The sequence below is a fragment of the Micromonospora reichwaldensis genome (assembly GCF_031845925.1).
GTDB lineage: Bacteria > Actinomycetota > Actinomycetes > Mycobacteriales > Micromonosporaceae > Micromonospora > Micromonospora reichwaldensis.
In genome coordinates this window covers 122,813-141,063 of the sequence record NZ_JAVRFL010000003.1, presented here as the reverse complement: position 1 = coordinate 141,063, position 18,251 = coordinate 122,813, and the positions used below count along the sequence as shown (strand labels likewise).

5 protein-coding genes (1 of these 5 cut by a window edge) are annotated in these 18,251 nt (G+C 75.6%); all 5 read left to right on the top strand.

Translation table 11 applies throughout. The features are described 5' to 3' along the window. Tightly spaced (each overlapping or abutting the next), the 5 genes in view from RM555_RS03230 to RM555_RS03210 form a layout consistent with a single transcriptional unit that may run on beyond the window. Positions 1-3,142, top strand: the 3' end of a protein-coding gene (locus RM555_RS03230) for a non-ribosomal peptide synthetase (protein ID WP_311410366.1). Its footprint begins 10,451 nt before the window's first position; the window shows 3,142 of its 13,593 coding nt (coding positions 10,452-13,593); its start codon lies off the left edge, out of view; its stop codon occupies positions 3,140-3,142. Then, positions 3,139-7,197 carry a non-ribosomal peptide synthetase gene (locus RM555_RS03225; protein WP_311410365.1) on the top strand — a complete coding sequence of 1,353 codons (4,059 nt, stop codon included), beginning with the start codon at positions 3,139-3,141 and terminating at the stop codon, positions 7,195-7,197. The genes RM555_RS03230 and RM555_RS03225 overlap by 4 nt, the downstream gene beginning before the upstream one ends. Then, positions 7,197-16,532 carry a non-ribosomal peptide synthetase gene (locus tag RM555_RS03220; RefSeq protein WP_311410364.1) on the top strand — a complete coding sequence of 3,112 codons (9,336 nt, stop codon included), beginning with the start codon at positions 7,197-7,199 and terminating at the stop codon, positions 16,530-16,532. The genes RM555_RS03225 and RM555_RS03220 overlap by 1 nt, the downstream gene beginning before the upstream one ends. Next, entirely contained in the window at positions 16,529-17,593 is a 1,065-nt protein-coding gene (locus tag RM555_RS03215) for a GSCFA domain-containing protein (protein ID WP_311410363.1), read from the top strand. The genes RM555_RS03220 and RM555_RS03215 overlap by 4 nt, the downstream gene beginning before the upstream one ends. Next, positions 17,556-18,251 carry a hypothetical protein gene (locus RM555_RS03210; RefSeq protein ID WP_311410362.1) on the top strand — a complete coding sequence of 232 codons (696 nt, stop codon included), beginning with the start codon at positions 17,556-17,558 and terminating at the stop codon, positions 18,249-18,251. Before RM555_RS03215 ends, RM555_RS03210 begins: the two co-directional genes overlap by 38 nt.

Genomic DNA, 18,251 nt, shown 5'->3' with positions numbered 1-18,251 from the left:
CCCGTCGGTGCTGCTGGTGACCGCGTTCGCGCAGGTGCTGGCCCGGTGGAGCCGCCAGTCGCGGTTCACGCTGAGCCTGCCGCTGTTCAACCGGCTGCCGCTGCATCCCGGCATCAACGCGGTGATCGGCGACTTCACGTCGCTGGTGCTGCTGGAGGTCGACGTGGCGGCCGGGGTCGACTTCGTGACCCGGGCCCGTGCGGTGCAGGAGCAGCTCTGGCAGGACATCGACCACTCGGCGGTCAGCGGCGTACGGGTCAACCGCGAACTCGCCCGCGCCCGGGGCACCCGCCACGCGGCCCTGCCGGTCGTCTTCAACAGCACGCTCACCGAATCGGCCCCCGACGTCGGCGACAGCGGCCTCGCGGCGGCGCTCGGCGGCGAGGTGCTGCACGGCATCACCCAGACCCCGCAGGTGTGGATCGACCACACGGTCCTCGAGGCCGGCGGGCGGCTGCACGTCAACTGGGACAGCATCGACGAGCTCTTCCCCGCCGGCCTGGTCGCCGAGATGTTCGCGGCGTACCGGGAGCTGCTCGGGCGGCTGGCGGAGCCGGACGCCTGGTACGGCACGCTGGACGGGCCGCTCGCCCCGCCGGTGCCGGTGGCCCCGCCGACCGGTCGTGGGCTCCTGCACGAGCTGGTCGACCGGCAGGCGCTGGCGACCCCCGCCGCGCCCGCCGTGCTCGCCCCGGACCGGCACCTGGACCACGCCACCGTACGCGTCGAGGCACGGCGGCTGGCCGGGCGGCTCCAGAACCACGGCGTCGGCCCCGGCCAGCTCGTCGCGGTGCTGCTCGACCGGGGCTGGAAGCAGGTCGTCGCCACCCTCGCGGTCCTGCACGCCGGGGGCGCGTACCTGCCGCTCGACCCCGACTGGCCGGCCGAGCGGGTGGCCCGGGTGCTCCAGCGGGCCGGGGCGGGGCTGGTCCTGGTGGAGTCGGAGCGGGTGGCCCTGCCCGAGGGCGTCGCGCGCCTGGTGGTGGACGCGGCCGCCGTCGGTGCGGGCGGGCCGGCGCTGCGGCCGGTCGACCTCGCGGAGACCGACGTCGCGTACGTGATCTACACGTCCGGGTCCACCGGCACGCCGAAGGGGGTGACGATCGACCATCGCGGTGCGGTGAACACACTCCTCGACGTCAACGCGCGCTTCGGCGTGGGGCCGGCCGACCGGGTCCTGGCCGTCAGCGCGCTCAGCTTCGACCTCTCCGTCTTCGACATCTTCGGCGCCCTCGCGGCCGGCGCGGCGGTCGTGACGCTCGACCCGGAACTGGCCCGCGACCCGGCCCATTGGCGGGAGGTGGCCCACGCCCACCGGGTCAGCGTCTGGAACTCGGTGCCGGCGCTGGCCGGCATGCTGCTCGACGACGCCGACGCCGGCCATCCGCTGCCGGCGTCGCTGCGGCTGGCCATGCTCTCCGGGGACTGGATCCCGCTCACCCTCCCCGACCGGCTGCGCAAGGCGCTGCCCGGGATCCGGGTCGAGAGCCTCGGTGGCGCCACCGAGGCGTCGATCTGGTCCATCCACCACCCGGTCGACGAGGTCGATCCGGCCTGGCGCAGCATCCCCTACGGTCGGGCGCTGGCCCATCAGGGGGTCCACGTGCTGGACGAGGCCCTGCGCCCCCGGCCCACCTGGGCCACCGGCGATCTCTGGATCAGCGGCGCCGGGCTGGCGCGGGGCTACTGGCGCGACGAGGCGGCGACGGCGGCCAGCTTCGTCGTCCACCCGGTCAGCGGCGAGCGGCTCTACCGCACCGGCGACCTGGGCCGGCTGCGCCCGGACGGCACGATCGAGTTCCTCGGCCGCGAGGACGGCCAGGTGAAGGTGCACGGCTACCGGATCGAGCTGGGTGAGATCGAGGCGGCGTTGGAGGGCCACCCGGGGGTACGCGCCGCCGCGCTGCGGCTGCTCGGTCAGGCGCAGGGCGAGAAGCGGCTGGCCGCGTACGTGGTGGCGGACGGTCCCGCGCCCGAGCCGGCCGCCCTCGTGGCGTACCTGGAGCAGCGGCTGCCGGCGTACATGGTGCCGTCGTCGTTCACCGTCCTCGACGCGCTGCCGCTGTCCGCCAACGGGAAGGTCGACCGGGGCCAGCTCCCCGACCCGAAACCGTCGCCGGAGACCGTCGCCGAGGCGCCGGTGCTCACCGATCCGGCCGAGCAGCGGCTGGTGGAGATCGTCGCCGAGATCCTCGACCTGCCCGTCGTCGCGCCCGACGCCAACCTGCTGCTGCTCGGCGCCACCTCGATCGACATCGTCCGGATCACGAACGCCCTCTCCGGGGCGTTGGGCTTCCGGCCGAAGCTGGCCCGGCTGATGCGCCAGCCGACCCTCACCGACCTGCTACGGATGTTCCGCGAACACACCGCCGAGCGGGCCGTCGTCGCGACCGCGCAGCGGGCCGCCACGGTGGTCGAGGACCCGGCCGCGCGCGCCGCGTTCACCTCGGACGGGCGGGGCCGTCGCGGCTTCGCGCCCGACACCCCGGCGGTCGCGCTGACCGCGCCGGCCGACCCGGCGTACGACCGGCGGTACACCGGCTACCGCACGGTGCGCCGCTTCGCTGCGGACCCGCTGCCGGCGGAGGCGCTCGGCGGGTTGCTGGCCACTCTCGCCCAGCGGGAGGTCGACGGTCGGGCCAAGTTCCAGTACGGCTCGGCCGGCGGCACCTACGCCGTGCAGACGTACGTCCTGGTCAAGGCGGGACGCATCGACGGGGTGCCGGGCGGGGCGTACTACCACGACCCGGCGACGCACCGGCTGCTGGCGCTCGGCCACGACCGCGAGCTGAGCCCCGACGCCTTCGACTACTTCGTCAACCGGCCGGTCTTCGAGGCCGCCGCGTTCGCGCTGTTCCTGGTGGCGCAGCGCGCGGCCATCGAGCCCCTCTACCAGGAGCAGAGTGCGACCTTCACCGCGATCGAGGCGGGCGCCATGGCCCAGCTGCTGACGATGGCCGCCCCCGAGCACGGTCTCGGCCTGTGCGGCGTCGGCGCCCTGGACACGGCGGAGCTGCCCGCCCTGTTCGACCTGGAACCCTCGCACCGGCTGGTCTACGCGCTGCTCGGCGGCGGCCGTCCCGGGGCGGAGCCGGCCGAGCCCGACGCCGCCACCACCGACACGATCACGGTCGAGCTGTGAACGCCTACGAGCTGCTCGACACGCTCAACCGGCACGCGGTCGGGTTGCGGGTCGACGGCGACCGGCTGCGCCTCACGGGCTCCCGCGAGGTCCTCACGCCCGACCTGCTGGCCGACCTCAAGCTGCACAAGGAGGAGCTGGTCGCGATCCTGACCGGCGCCGACCAGGACACGATCCCCCGCCGGCCGCGACCGGACGCGCCGGTGCCGGTCGCGTTCGCCCAACGGCAGCTCTGGTTCCTCGACCAGCTCTCCCCCGGCAACCCCTTCTACAACAACCCGGTCGCGTTCGACGTCGTGGGCGCGCTGGACGTGGCCGCGCTGGCCCGCGCCCTGACCGAGGTGGTACGCCGGCACGAGGCGCTGCGTACCGTCTTCGCGCTGGTCGACGAGGAGCCCTGCCAGGTGGTACGGCCCGCCGAGCCGGTCGCCCTGCCGGTCGCGGACCTCACCGCGCTCCCCCGCCCGGAGCGCTCCCGCCGGGCCGACGAGGCCGCCGAGGCCGAGGCGCGGGCGCCGTTCGACCTGGCCGCCGGCCCCCTGCTCCGCAGCGCCCTGCTCCGGCTGGCGCCCGACGAGCACCGCTGGCTGCTCACCGTGCACCACATGGTGGCCGACGGCTGGTCCGTCGGCATCCTGATCGGCGAGGTCACCGCGCTCTACGCCGCGTACGCGCGGGGCGAGGCTCCCGCGCTGGCCGAGCTGCCCGTGCAGTACCCGGACTACACGCTGTGGCAGCGCCGGCACCTCGGCGGCGGCGAGCTGGAGCGCCAGCTCGGCTACTGGACGCGGACGCTGGCCGGTGCGCCCGCGCTGCTGGCCCTGCCGACCGACCGGCCCCGCCCGGCGGTGCAGCGCTACCGGGGCGAGACCCACGGCACGACGGTGGACGCCGCGGTGCTGCGGGGCCTGCGGGAGGTGGGCCGGGCCGGCGACGCGACGCTCTTCATGACGCTCATGGCCACCCTGTCGGTGCTGCTGTGGCGCTACAGCGGGCAGGACGACGTCTGCGTCGGCACCCCGTTCGCCAACCGCAACCACCGGGACGTGGAGGGCCTGATCGGCCACTTCGTGAACACGGTGGTGATCCGCAACCGGCTGGACCCGGAGCAGTCCTTCGCGGCGCTGCTGGCCGACGTACGCCGCCACCTGCTCGACGCGTACGCCCATCCCGACCTGCCGTTCGAGCAGCTCGTGGACGCGCTCAACCCGGAGCGGCACACCAGCTACTCGCCGCTGTTCCAGGTGATGCTGGTGCTGCAGAACATCCCGCGCGGCCGGCTGGAGCTGCCCGGCCTGGAGCTGCGGCCCCTGTCGAGCAGCACCGGCGCGGCCAAGTTCGACCTGTCGGTCGAGGTGATGGAGCACGCCGACGAGCTGCACGTCATCTTCGAGTACAACACCGACCTCTTCGACGCCGCGACGATCGACCGGCTGGCCGGGCACTTCGTCCGCCTGCTCGCCCAGGTGGCGGCCGATCCGTCGGCCCCGGTCGGCGCGCTGCGGCTGCTCGGCGCGGACGAGCGGCACCGCCTGCTGGTCGAGTGGAACCGCACCGCGCGACCACCCACCGACCCGGCGGACGTGGTGCGGCGGATCGCGGCGCAGGCGCGGCGGCACCCCGAGTCCCTCGCCGTGGCCGACGAGGACGAGTGGCTGGACTACGCGACGCTGGAGCGGCGGGCCAACCGCCTGGCGCACGCGCTGATCGCCCGGGGCGTACGCCGCGACCAGGTGGTGGGCCTGCACGCGCGGCGCTCGGCCGGGCTGATCGTCGCCATCCTGGGCGTGCTCAAGGCCGGGGCCGCCTACCTGCCGCTGGACCCGGCCCTGCCGCCGGAGCGGCTCGCCGGCATGGTCGCCGACGCGGCGCCGGCCCTGGTGCTCGGCCAGGACGACCTGGCCGCCGTCGAGGCCGAGGGGCGCCACGACGGTCCGCCCGGCGTCGTCGTGCACCCCGCCAACCTGGCGTACGTGATCTACACGTCGGGCTCGACGGGCCGCCCCAAGGGCGTCGCGGTCGGCCACGGCGGCGTCGTGAACCTGCTCGACCACTGGGTGTCGCGGCTCGGCGCCGCCGAGGGGGAGGCGGCGGCGCTCTGGTCGAGCGTCGGCTTCGACGTCTCGGTGCAGGAGATCTTCCTGCCGCTGACCACGGGCGGGGCGCTGCACCTCGTACCGGAGAAGTTGCGCGGCGACCCGGCGGCGCTGATGGGCTGGCTGCGCGAGCACCGCGTCGTGCAGGCCTACCTGCCGCCGGCCTTCGTCCGGTGGATCGACGAGGATCCGGCGGCCCGCCTGGCCGGGTCGGCGCTGCGCCAACTGCTGGTCGGGGTCGAACCGCTGCCGGAGCAGGGCCTGCACCGGATGCAGGAGGCCCTGCCCGGGCTGCGGGTCCTCAACGGGTACGGGCCGACGGAGACCACCGTCTACAGCACCGCGTACCTCGACCCGCAGCCGTCCGCCCGGCAGTGCCCGATCGGCCGGCCGATCGCCAACACCCGCGTCCACCTGCTCGACGAGCGGCTGGAGCCGGTGCCCGTCGGGGTCACCGGCGAGATCCACATCGGTGGCGTCGGTGTCGCCCGTGGCTACCTGGGCCGGCCGGGTGCGACCGCCGAGCGGTTCGTTCCCGACCCGTTCGTGCCCGGGGAACGGCTCTACCGCACCGGCGACCTGGCCCGGCTGCTGCCCGACGGGAACATCGAGTACCTCGGCCGCCGCGACGGCCAGGTCAAGATCCGGGGCTTCCGCATCGAGCTGGGCGAGATCGAGGCCGCGCTGCGGGACCGGCCGGACGTACGCGAGGCGGCGGTGCTGGTCGACTCGGACGCCGCCGGCGAGCCGCGGCTGGTCGCCGGGGTGGCCCGGGGCGGGGCGGCGCCGTTGCTGGTCAGCGAGTGGCGCGAGGCGCTGTCGCGACGGTTGCCCGGCTACATGATCCCGTCGCTCTTCGTGGAGCTGCCGCGGCTGCCGCTGACCGCCAACGGCAAGCTCGACCGCGACGAGGTGCTGCGGCTGGCCCGTACCGGCGCGCCCTGGCAGGTCAACCTGGCCAGCCCGCGCGACCAGATCGAGCTGACCCTCTACCAGATCTGGAAGCGCCTGCTGCTGCACCCGGAGATCGGCATCGGCGACCGGTTCTTCGACGTGGGCGGCACCTCGATCTCGGCGATCAAGCTGGCCCACGCGATCGGCGAGGCGTTCGGCGAGCCGCTGCCGGTCCACGAGATCATGCTGCACCCGACGATCGAGGCGCTGGGCGGCCGGCTGCGGCGGGGCGCGTCGGGCCGGCCGCCGAGCAACCTGATCGAGTTCCGGGCGGGCGACGGCGCCGGCCGGGTCATCTGCGTGCACCCGGCCGGCGGCACCGCGTTCTGCTACCTGTCGCTGGCCAAGGCGCTGCCGGAGTCCCTCGGCGTGTACGGGATCCAGTCGCCGGGGGTGAACCCGGGCGAGGAGTTCCTGCCCACGGTGGAGGCGATGGCCGAGGCGTACCTGGGGCAGGTCGCGCACCTGCTGGACGGGCCGGTGGTGCTCACCGGGCTCTCCTACGGCGGGCTGGTCGCGTACGAGATGGGACGCCGGCTGGCCCTCGCCGGGCATCCCGGGCTGAGCGTGGTCCTGCTGGACACCCTGGGCACCGACGACCCGGCCCACCGGGGCGCGATCGAGCCGGTGGACATGGCCGAGTTCCGCGACAAGCTCATCAAGTTCAACGGGATGTACCCGGGCATCGACGACGAGCAGATCGACCAGTACCACCGCGTCTACAACCACAACCGGTCCACCATGCGCGACTATCCGACCCCCGCGTCGCCGGCCCGGCTGGTGCTGTTGCAGGCCACCGCCGGGCGCGACGAGGCCTTCCTGCGCGAGGTGCGCGCCTTCTGGCAGCGGCGCGGCGACGCCGACTTCCTGCTGGAACGGGTGCACTGCGACCACTGGGACATCCTGGAGAGCGCCGTGGTGCTGCGGGTCGCCGCGCTGCTGCGCGGCGAGATGGACCGGCTCTCCGACGCCCGTCCGACGACGCCGGCCGTACGGGAGGCGTGATGGTCCAGGGTCCCGGTCTCGCGCACGCCGTGCTCGCCCAGGCCAGCCGTACCCCTGACGCGGTCGCGGTTGCCGACGGCGACCGGCGTCTCAGCTACGCCGACCTGGACGCCGCCAGCGCCGCCGTCGCCCGGTCCCTGCGCCGGGTCGGGACCCGCCCGGGTCAGGCCGTCGCGGTGCACCTGCCGCGCGGCTGGCGGCTGGTCTGCGTCATGCTCGGCATCCTGCGGCTCGGCGCGACCGTGGTGCCGCTGGACCGGCAGAGCCCGCCCGGGCGGCGGGACCACATGCTGCGCGACTCGGGCGCCGTGGCGGTGGTCCACGGCCCGGACGTGCCCGGCGACCTGCCCGACGGGGTGCGGCCGCTGCCGGCGGAGGCGCTGCTGGCGGGAGACCCGGCGACCGGGTCGGACGGGCCGCCCGCGCCGGTCGCGTTCGTCTTCTACACCTCGGGCACCACGGGCCGCCCCAAGGGCGTGGAGGTACGCGACGCGGGCATCCTGCGGCTGGCCCGCCCCGGCTACGTCGCGCTGCCCCCGGCGGCCCGCTACGCGAGCCTCGCCAACCCGGCGTTCGACGCGATCAGCTTCGAGGTCTGGGTGCCGCTGCTGACCGGCGGCTGCTGCGTCGTGCTCGACGACGAGACGGTGGCGACGCCGCACCTGCTCGACGCCGCGCTGCGCCGGGAGCGGATCGACACGCTCTTCATCACCGTGGCGCTGTTCAACACGGTCGTCGACGAACGGCCGCACTGCTTCGCCGACGTCGGCCAGGTGCTGGTCGGCGGCGAGCAGCTCAACGCCCGGCTGATTCGCCGCTGGTACCGCGACAACCCCGCCAGCCGCACCCGGCTGCACAACGTCTACGGGCCCACCGAGGCGACCACGTTCGCCCTGTGCCACCCGATCCCGCGCGACTTCGACGCCGAGGTGGTGCCGATCGGCCGGGTGCTGCCGGGCACCGACGCGCACCTGGTGGTCGACGGTGTCCGCGTCGCCGCGCCGGGCGAGGTCGCCGAGCTGTACCTGGGCGGCGCGGCGCTGGCGACCGGCTACCGCAACCTGCCCGAGGAGACCGCCGCGCGTTTCGTCCGGCTGCCCTGGCTGGACGACTCCGCCGGCCGCCACTACCACACCGGGGACCTCGTGCGCGCCGACGCCGCCGGCCGCGTCGAGTACGTCGGCCGGGTCGACCGGCAGGTCAAGGTCCGGGGCTTCCGGGTCGAGCCCGGCGAGGTGGAGCGGCAGGTCCTCGCCCACCCGGGGGTCCGGCAGGCGTACGTGTGCACCCGGCGGGACCCCGTGCACGGCACGAACGAGCTGCTGGCGTACCTGGTGACGGCTCCCGATCTCTCGTTCGCGGAGTTCGACCGGCACCTGGCCGCGACTCTGCCGCCGTACCTGCGCCCGCACCGGGTCCACCGGGTCGGGGCGCTGCCGCTGACGGCGAACGGCAAGGTGGACGCCGACGCGCTGCTGCGGCGCGAGGACCCGCCCTGGCGTGGTGGGCGCGACGACCCGCGCCCACACGACGGGCACGAGGGACGCCACGACCCGCACCCGCACGACGGGCGCGACGGCGGTCCCGCCGAGGCGGCCGGCACGGCGTGGCAGCGGGCGGTGCTCGGGCTGGCCGGCGAGGTGCTGGGCGTGCCCGACCTGCGACCGGACGACCGGTGGATCGCCAGCGGCGGGGATTCGCTGAAGGCGCTGCGGCTGCGCTTCGAGATCCAGCGGCGCTGGGGCGCCGAGGTGCCGCAGGCGGTGGTGCTGGGCGGCGACCTCGCCGAGCTGGCCGCGGCGGTCGCGTCGGCCCGCACCGCGACCGGCTCGCCGTACCCGGTGCCGGCGCCCCCGTCCGGGGCCCGGTCCGCGCCGGCCACCTCGGAGCAGCAGCGGCTCTGGCTGTTGCAGCAACGGTCGCCGGCGTCCACCGCCTACCACGTGGGGCTCGCCTTCGAGCTGCGCGGCCGGATCGACGTCGACGCGCTGCGGCACGCGCTGCGCCGGGTGGTGGCGCGTCATCCGGCGCTGCGGACCGCCTTCCGGGCCACGCCGGAAGGGCTGCGCCAGGAGGTCGGCGAACCCTACGACCCGTGGCGCGAGCCCACTCCCGCCCCCGCTTCCACTCCCGCTTCCGACGCTGACAAAGCCGGAGCCGGAGCCGGCGACGGGACCGGCGACAGCGACTGGGCCGGCGAGGGCGACTGGGCAGGGTGGCGCGAGCGCGCCCGTGCCCTCTTCGCCGCCCCCTTCGACCTCGGGCAACCGCGCATGCTGCGGGCGTACTGGCTGGACCGCGACGGCGGCGGGGTGCTCCTGCTGCACCTGCACCACATCGCGGTCGACGGCTGGTCGCTCGACGTCCTGTTCCGTGGACTGTCGACCGCGTACGCGGCGGCGCTGGCCGGCACGACCGAGGACGAGGACGAGCCCGCCCCGACCCCGCTGGACTACGCCCGGTGGCAGGCCGAGTGGTTCACCCGGCCTGCCTACCGCGCACAACGCGACGCCCTGCGCGGCCACTACGCCGACGTGGCGGAGGTCGCCGCGCCGCTGCGGCCGGTCCGGGAGCACGGCGGCGGCACCGGGGACCACCTGCTCCACACCACGATCGGCCCGGAACGCCGCGCCGCCCTCGACCGGCTCGGCGCCGAACTGGGCCTGACCCGCTTCCCCCTGCTGCTGACGCTCTTCGGCTGGGCCGTGCACGGGGTGACCGGCCGCACCCATCCGCGCGTCGCCAGCCCGGTGGCGAACCGCCCCGTACGCGACTTCGAGGCGAGTGTCGGCATGTTCGCCAACACGGTGCTGCTGCCCCTGGCGCTGGCACCCGCCGAGGAGTTGCGGGCGCAGCTGCGCCGCCAGGCCGACGCCGTACGCGCGGTGCTCGACGCGCAGGACGTGGCGCTCGCGCACGCCGTCGCCGACCACGACTTCGGTGCCGACGCGCCGCTGTTCGACTTCCTCTTCGTCCTCGACAACACCGACTTCTCCGCGCTGGCGCTGCCCGGCTGCGCGTCCCGGCCGGTCTGGCTGGCCCCGACCGAGGCCAAGTGTCCGCTCACCCTCTCGGTCGTCGCGCACGAGTCCGGCTTCGACTGCCTCTGGGAGTACGCCGACGAGCACTTCGACGCCGCCGACGTGACGGCGGCGGCCGAGTTGTTCCGGCGCGGCCTCGACGCGTTGACCGGCGCCGGCCCGAGCACCCTGGCCGAGCTGGTGCGGCCCTACCGCAGCGGCCTGCCCGAGCCCGGCCGGGGTTCGCGTACCCCGTCGGACTTCCCCACCGTGGCCGAGGCCTTCGCCCGGCGGGTGCGGGCGGAGCCGACCGCGACCGCGCTGGTCGCCGGCGACCGTCGCCTCAGCTACGGCGACCTCGACGCGTACGCCTCGGGGCTCGCCGCCGAACTGCTGCGGGACCGGCCGGTGTCGGCCGGCGACCGGCACCGCGTCGCCCTGTTCTTCGAACCGTCGGTGGAGCACGTGGTGGCGCTGCTCGCGGCGGCCCGGCTCAACCTCACCGTCGTGCCGCTCGACCGGGCCTACCCGCCGGCGCTGCTGCGCCAGGTCCTGGGCCAGGTCGACCCGCTCTGCGTGCTGCTGGCGCCCGGCGACGAGCCCGCCCTCGACGTGATCGACGAGGGCGCCCACCCCCGGCACCCGGTGGTGCTGTCCCGGTCGGCCACGCCCGTCGCACCGTCGTACGCCGGCCGCCCCCTCTACACGCTCTTCACCTCGGGCTCGACCGGCACGCCCAAGGGGGTGCAGGTCGGCGACGCCCTGCTGGTCAACCTCCTGCAATGGCAGAGCGAGGCCGGCGGCCTGGCGGGCGCGGCGGCGACCCTTCAGTTCTCCATGCTCTCCTTCGACGTCTCCTTCCAGGAGATCTTCGGCACGCTCTGCGGCGGCGGCACCCTGCACCTTCCCCGCCCCGGCCTCAGGCAGGACATGCCGGCCCTGCTGGCGCACCTCGACGCCGCCGGCATCGAGCGGATCTTCCTGCCGTACGTCGCCCTGCAACTCCTGGCCGAGCACGGGGTCCGCCTCGGCCGGTACCCGTCCCGGCTGCGGGAGGTCGTCACCGCCGGCGAGCAGCTGATCTGCACCGACAGCATCCGCCGATGGTTCGCCGGCCTGCCCGGTGCGCGCCTGTTCAACCACTACGGCCCGACCGAGACCCACGTGGTCAGCAGCCTCTGCCTCGACGGCGACCCGGCCACCTGGCCGGCCCGACCCGCCATCGGCCGCCCGGTCGCCAACACGTGGCTGCGGGTGGTGGACTCCGCCGACGAGGTGGTGCCGCCGGACTGCCCCGGGCAGCTGCTGATCGGCGGAGAGCTGGTGGCGCCCTGCTACCTGGACGATCCGGCGCTCGACCGGGCCCGCTTCGTCGAGCTGCCCGGCCACGGCTGGTTCTTCCGCAGCGGCGACCAGGCCCGGTTCGACCGGGACGGTCTGCTGCACTACCTGGGCCGCGACGACCAGCAGGTGAAGGTGAGCGGGCACCGGCTGGAGCTGGGCCAGGTGGAGGCGGCCCTGCTGACGCACCCGGCGGTCGTCAACGCCGTGGTGGTCCGCGACGATCCGCACCTGGTCGCCTGTCTGGAGCTGCGGGCGGATCCACCGTCCCCGGAGGAGCTGACCGGTCATCTGGCGGGGCTCCTGCCCGGGTACGTGCGGGTGGACCGGTTCCGGCGACTGCCCGAGCTGCCGCGTACCGCCAGCGGGAAGCTGGACCGCCGCCGCGCGTTGACCGCACCGGGCGAGGAGCTGCGGCCGGGCGCCGCCGCGCCGGCGCCGGTCATGTCGGTCCTGGAGTCCCGGCTGGCCGGGCTCTTCGAGGAGGTCGTCGGGACGCCGATCGCACCCGACCGGCGCTTCTTCGACCAGGGCGCGGGCAGCCTCGACCTGATGCGCTTCCACCTGCGCTGCGCCGCCGAGGGGCTGCCGCTGAGCATCCCCGACCTCTTCGAGCACGTCACCATCCGCCGCCTCGCCCGGTTCCTCACCGAGCGGCGGGCCACGGAGGCGGCGGTGAGCGGTCGGGACGGGGCCGTCGCCGGCGCGGCGGACGAGCCGGTCGCCGTGGTCGGGATGGCCGTCCGGCTGCCCGGCGCGACCGACCTGGCCGCCTTCTGGGCCATGGTGGAGGCCGGCGACCGGGGCATCGAGCACTTCGACGCCGCCGACGGCCTGGTCGGCGCCCGCAGCCAGCTGGCCGGGATGCTCGGCTTCGACCCGGGGCACTTCGGCATCAGCCGGCAGGAGGCGCGGCTGATGGATCCGCAGCAGCGGCACCTGCTGATGAGCTGCGTCGAGGCGTTGGCGCACGCCGGCATCGCCGATCCCGCCGGGCAGCGGGTCGGCCTGCTGGCCAGCTGCGGCGAGAACACGTACTTCCAGACGATGCTGCGCGAAGCCGATCCGGCGCGGCTGCCGGACTCCTTCCAGTTGGCGCTGCACCACGAGAAGGACTTCCTGGCCACGAAGGTCGCCTACCACCTGCGGCTGACCGGTCCGGCCTTCACCGTGCAGGCGGCCTGCGCCAGCTCACTGGTGGCGGTCCACGTCGCGGCCGGACTGCTGCGCCAGGGCGACAGCGACGTGATGCTGGTCGGCGGCGTGCTGGTGGACCCGCTGCTGACGGCCGGCTACCGCTACCAGCCGCAGCACATCTTCTCCCCGGACGGGCACTGCCGGCCGTTCAGCGACGACGCCGGCGGCACCGTCGGCGCCAGCGGGGTGGGCGTGGTCGTGCTCAAGCCCCTGCGGCTGGCCCGGCGCGACGGCGACACCGTCTACGCCGTGATCACCGGATCCGCCGTCAACAACGACGGCGCGGAGAAGATCGGCTACGCCGCGCCGTCGGTCACCGGCCAGCGTGAGGTGATCCGCACCGCGCTGCGTCGCAGCGGACGTACCAGCGGCGACGTGGGCTACGTGGAGGCGCACGGCACCGGCACGGAGCTGGGCGATCCGGTGGAGGTGGCGGCGCTACGCCAGGCGTTCGACCTGGCCGGGTCCGGTCGCGTCGCGCTGGCCTCGGTGAAGAGCCAGATCGGTCATCTCGGCGCGGCGGCCGGGGTGGTCGGCCTGGTCCGCGCCGTGCTGGCCGTGCACCACGGGCTGATCCCGCCGAACGTCGACTTCCGTCGCCTCAACCCACGGCTGGGCCCCGATCCGGCCCCGTTCCACATCCCCACGAAGGCCCGGCCCTGGCCCGTCGACCGGCCACGCGTGGCGGCGGTGAGCAGCTTCGGCATCGGCGGCACCAACGCCCACCTGGTCTGCGAGGCGGTCGAGCAGGTCGGCGCCGGCCCGGACACTCCGCCGGTCCCCGGCGTACCGGTGGTGCTGCTCGCCAGCGGCAGCGCGGCCGGCCTGCGCGCCGACGCCGACCGCATCGCCGACTACCTGACGGCCCGGCCCGAGGCCTACCACCGGGTGCTGCGCCACCTTCAGGCGGGCCGCACGCCGGGCCGGTGGCGGGCGACGGCCGTCTGCGCCGACGCGGCCGCCGCCGTGGCCTGGCTGCGCACCGCGACCGCCGTCGAGGTCACCCCCGTCGAGGCGGCACCCGTCGCGGTCACCGGCCCGGCCGGTACGCCGCCGGCGGCCGACCTCGTCGCCGCCTGGCTGGCCGGTCGGCCGGTCCGGTGGCCGGCCGGTCCGGCGCAGCCGCCCTGGGACTTCCCCCCGCCGGCGTTCGTTCTCGTCGACCACGAGTTCGCCCGCGCCGCCCCGCCGGCCGGACCGACACTGCCAGCCGGGGTGGCATCGCCCGCCGGGGCGGCGGCGGCCGATCAGCCGTGGCCGGCGCGGCTGCCCGAGGCCGAGTGGTTGCACCAGCCGCACTGGGTGCGCTGGCGGCACGCGGGGGCCGACCCCGGTGCCCGCCGCCCGGAGACGCTCGTGATCATGGCCGCGGAACCACCACCGCCGGCCGCGCTCCGCGCCTTCGCGGCGTCCCACGCCCGGGTGGTGGCCGTCACCGCCGCGGACGGCTTCGCCCGGCTCGGACCGGACAGCTACCAGGCCGACCCGGCCGACCCCGGGTCGCTGGGCCGGCTGCTCGACGCGCTGACCGGCGCCGACGCCGGCTCGCCGGCCGCGCCCGGACACGGCGGTGTCGACTGGCTCCACGCGCTGCCGCTGGCCGTCGACGGGCCGGTCGGCGCGGACACGCTCGCCCACTCGTACCGGGCCTGCGTCGACACCCCGGCGGCGCTGCTGGCAGCCGTCGCCGCGCTGCCCCGCCGGCCCCGGCTGCGGGCCTGGTGGCTGTCGCAGCAGGCGCAACCCGTGCACGACGACGTACGCCGGCCGGAGCTGGGCCTGCTCGCCGGGGTCTGCGAGGTCGCACCCCAGGAAGGCGACGTCGCGAGCCACTGGGTGGACCTGCCGGGCCCCGATCCGGCCGACTGGGCGCCGGCGCTCGCGGCGCTGCTGGCGGAGGAGACACCACCACCCCGACGACTCGCGCTGCGCGGGAACTACTGGTGGGAGCAGGCGCTGCTGCCGGTCCGCCCACCGGCCGCGCCGGACGCGGGTCCGCTGCCGGCGGTACCCGCCACGCGCGCGCTGCCGGCCGGACCGGCCGTGTACGTGGTCCTGGGCGGCACCGGCGGCATCGGGCGGAGCATCGCCGCCTGGCTGCTGGAGCAGGACGACTGCCGGGTGGTCCTGCTGGCCCGGCGCGGGCAACTGCCGGCCGGGCTGGCGCGCTGGGCCGATCGCGTCGACCTCGTCGAGGGCGACCTGGCCGAGACCGGACCCGACGAACTGCTGGCCCGGCTCGACGCCCGGACCCGACGGGTCGACGGGGTGGTGCACGCCGCGGGGATCGCGGCCGGCGGGCTGATCGGCCGGCGGGACGCGGCCGCGATGCGGCGGGCCACGGCCGGCAGGGCGTACGGCGCGCTGCTCGTGGAGCGGCTGGTCGCGCGCCACCGGCCGTCGTTCGTCGTCTACTGCTCGTCGATGTCGGCGCAACTCGGCGGCGTCGGTCAGCTCGACTACGCCGCCACCAACGGGCTGCTCGACGGCTTCGCCCGGCACCGGGCGGGAGGGGCCGACGCCACGCTGCGGATCTCCGTGGGCTGGGACGTCTGGAGCGAGGTGGGCCTGGCCCGGGACGCCCTGCCCACCGACGCCCGGCACCGGGCGCACCTGGCGGTCGGCCTCTCCGTGGACGAGGGGCGCCGGATCTTCGCGCAGGCCCTACGGCTGCGGCTGCCGCAGGTGCTCGTCTGCACCACCGCGCTGGACCGGGCGCGGGAGTTCTACGCGCCGCCGGCCGGCCCGGCGGACGCGACACCCGCCGTACTGCCCCGGTCGGCCGCCGAGCAGGTCAGCGAGTGGCTCTGCGACTGGCTGGGCACCGACCGGCTCGACCCGGCCGCGTCCCTCTACGACCTGGGGGCCGACTCGCTGCTGCTGCTGGACCTGATCGACCGGGTCAAGGAGCACTTCGGCGTCAGCCTCGGCCTGTCCCAGCTGAGCCACCGGGTGAGCCTGGCCGAGGTGCTGGGGCTCCTCGGCGAGCCGGTCCGCGCCGTCGACCCCGCCGACCCCGTCGTGGCGGTGGAGGTCTGGCAGGCGGGCCGGGGGCGTACGGTGCTCTGCCTGGTCCACCCGGTCGGCGGTGACGTCCAGGCGTACCGGCCGCTGGTGTCGGCGCTCGCCCCGGAACTCACGGTCTGCGTCATCGCCGATCCCGCGCTGACACGCCCCGGGCAGCCGGCCTGGTCGCTGGCGGAACGGGCCGCGCGCTACCACGCCGCGCTGCGGGACCGCTTTCCCCGCGACGAGTGGCGCTGGCGGCTCGCCGGCTGGTCGTTCGGCGCCTGGGTGGCGCTCGGGATGGCGGCGGAGGCCGAGGCGACCGGCCAGCCGGCGGACGAGCTGTACCTGCTCGACCCGCCGCCGCCGGACGCCGCGCCGGCCTTCCGGGCGTACGACGAGGAGCGGCTCGCCGCCCTCTTCGCCCACGAACTGGGTGCGGCGACCGGCGCGAACACCGCGGCGACGGCGTACGCGGACGCGCTGGCGCGCTGCTGCCGGGCCAACCTGGCGAGCATGGCCCAGCACACCCTGCCCCGGCTGGCCGGGACGCCCGGGCGGCTCTGGCTCGCGGGCCGCCCGACGGCCGGGCTGCCGGCGCTCGGCGCGCCACAGGAGCAGGCCCGCACGTGGCAGAGGCACCTGACCGGGCTCGCCTGGCACCTCGTCGACACCACCCACTACGGCATCGTCGGGGCGCCGCACGTGGACGCGGTGGCCGGGGCCATCAACGAGACGGACTCTGCCACCGACCCGAGGGCGGCGCGATGAACCCGTACCAGTCGTTGCCGTCGCGGTCGTTCTGGCGCACCGCCGTGGCCGAGCCGGAGATGCGGGACATCGGCGAGGTGTGGACGCCGAAGTTCGGCCTCGACCCGGACGATCCGGTCCTCACCGCCGGTTCCTGCTTCGCCCGCCACCTCGGTCCCGCCCTGCGCGACGAGGGGATGAACTGGCATGAGGTCGAGCTGCCCCCGCCGGGGCTGACCGAGGCCGAGCGCCGGGCCCGCCACTACGGCGCGTTCTCCTTCCGCACGGGCACCATCTACACCGCCGCCACCCTGCGGCAGTGGCTGACCTGGGCGCTGACGGACGACCCCGGGCCCGACGAGGTCTGGTGCGAGGGCGACCGGTTCTTCGACCCGTACCGCCCCTCGGTCGAACCCGACGGGTACGACTCGGCGGAGGCCGCGCTGGCCGCCCGCCGCTCCACCCTTGCGGCGATGCGGGGGGCGATCGCCGAGGCGGGCTGTCTCATCTTCACCCTCGGTCTGACCGAGGCCTGGCGGGACGTGCCGACCGGCACCGTCCACCCGGTCTGCCCCGGCACCGTCCGGGGCACCTTCGACGCCGGGCGGCACCTCTTCCACAACTTCACCGTGGCCGAGGTGCACCGGGACCTCTGCGCCGTCGTCGCGCTGCTGCGCGCCGCCAACCCCCGGCTGACCGTGCTGCTGACCGTGTCGCCGGTGCCGCTCACCGCGACGGCGACCGGGGCGCACGCGTTGACCGCCACCACGTACTCCAAGTCCGTGCTGCGCGCGGCGGCGGGCCAGCTGGCCCAGGAACACGACCACGTCGACTACTTCCCCTCGTACGAGCTGATCACCGGTTTCCCGTTCCGGGGGGTCTTCTTCGCGCCGAACCTGCGCGCCGTGACGCCGACGGGGGTCGCCTTCGTCATGCGCCACTTCTTCGACGCCCTCGAACGCGACCGGAACGGGACCCGGCCGAGGGATCGGACCGCGACGGCGTCGGACCGCCGCGCCGACGCCGACGGAGGTGACCTCTACTGTGACGACGCCGTCCTCGACCACTACCGCGCCGGCTAGGTTCCTGTTGCTGGGCGACTCGCACGCCGGGCCGATCGCCCGCGCGGCCACGGCGGCCGGGGTCCCCTTCGTCGGCGGGCCGGTCGGCTCCGGGCGCGACTTCAACGTCGGCTTCTTCGAGGTCCGCGACGACGGCCTGGTGTTCCGGGACGCCGCCGTGCAGGAACGCCACCGCGGCTTCCTGGCCGAGCTGGGCGTGGCCGACGTCGGGCAGCTCGCCGTCCCGCTGGTCTCGACGTTCGGGCTCAGCGCCCACTTCTTCGCCACCACCGAGAACTGGCGGATCTACCGGGCGGGCGACGGCGCCTTCCCGGCGGGATTCCTCGGCAGCGGGCTCTTCGACGACATCGTGCGCGCCATGGCCCGCGACGCGTTGGCCTTCTACCGCCACGCCCTCGGCCTGGGGCTGCGCGTCCTCGCGGTGCTGCCGCCGCAGCGGGTGCCGGGGATGTCCGACCCGCTGGTGTTCATGGCGGCCCAGGAGACCATCCGCCGCGCGCTCGTCGCGCTCGGCGTGGAGATCGTGGACCTGCGGGCCCGGGTCACCGACGGCGCGGGCCGGCAGCGGGCCGCGTTCTGCGAGCCGGACGACCCGATCCACGGCAACCTCGCCTTCGGCCGGCTGATCGTGGCCGACCTGCTGGCGCGGGGGCTGTGA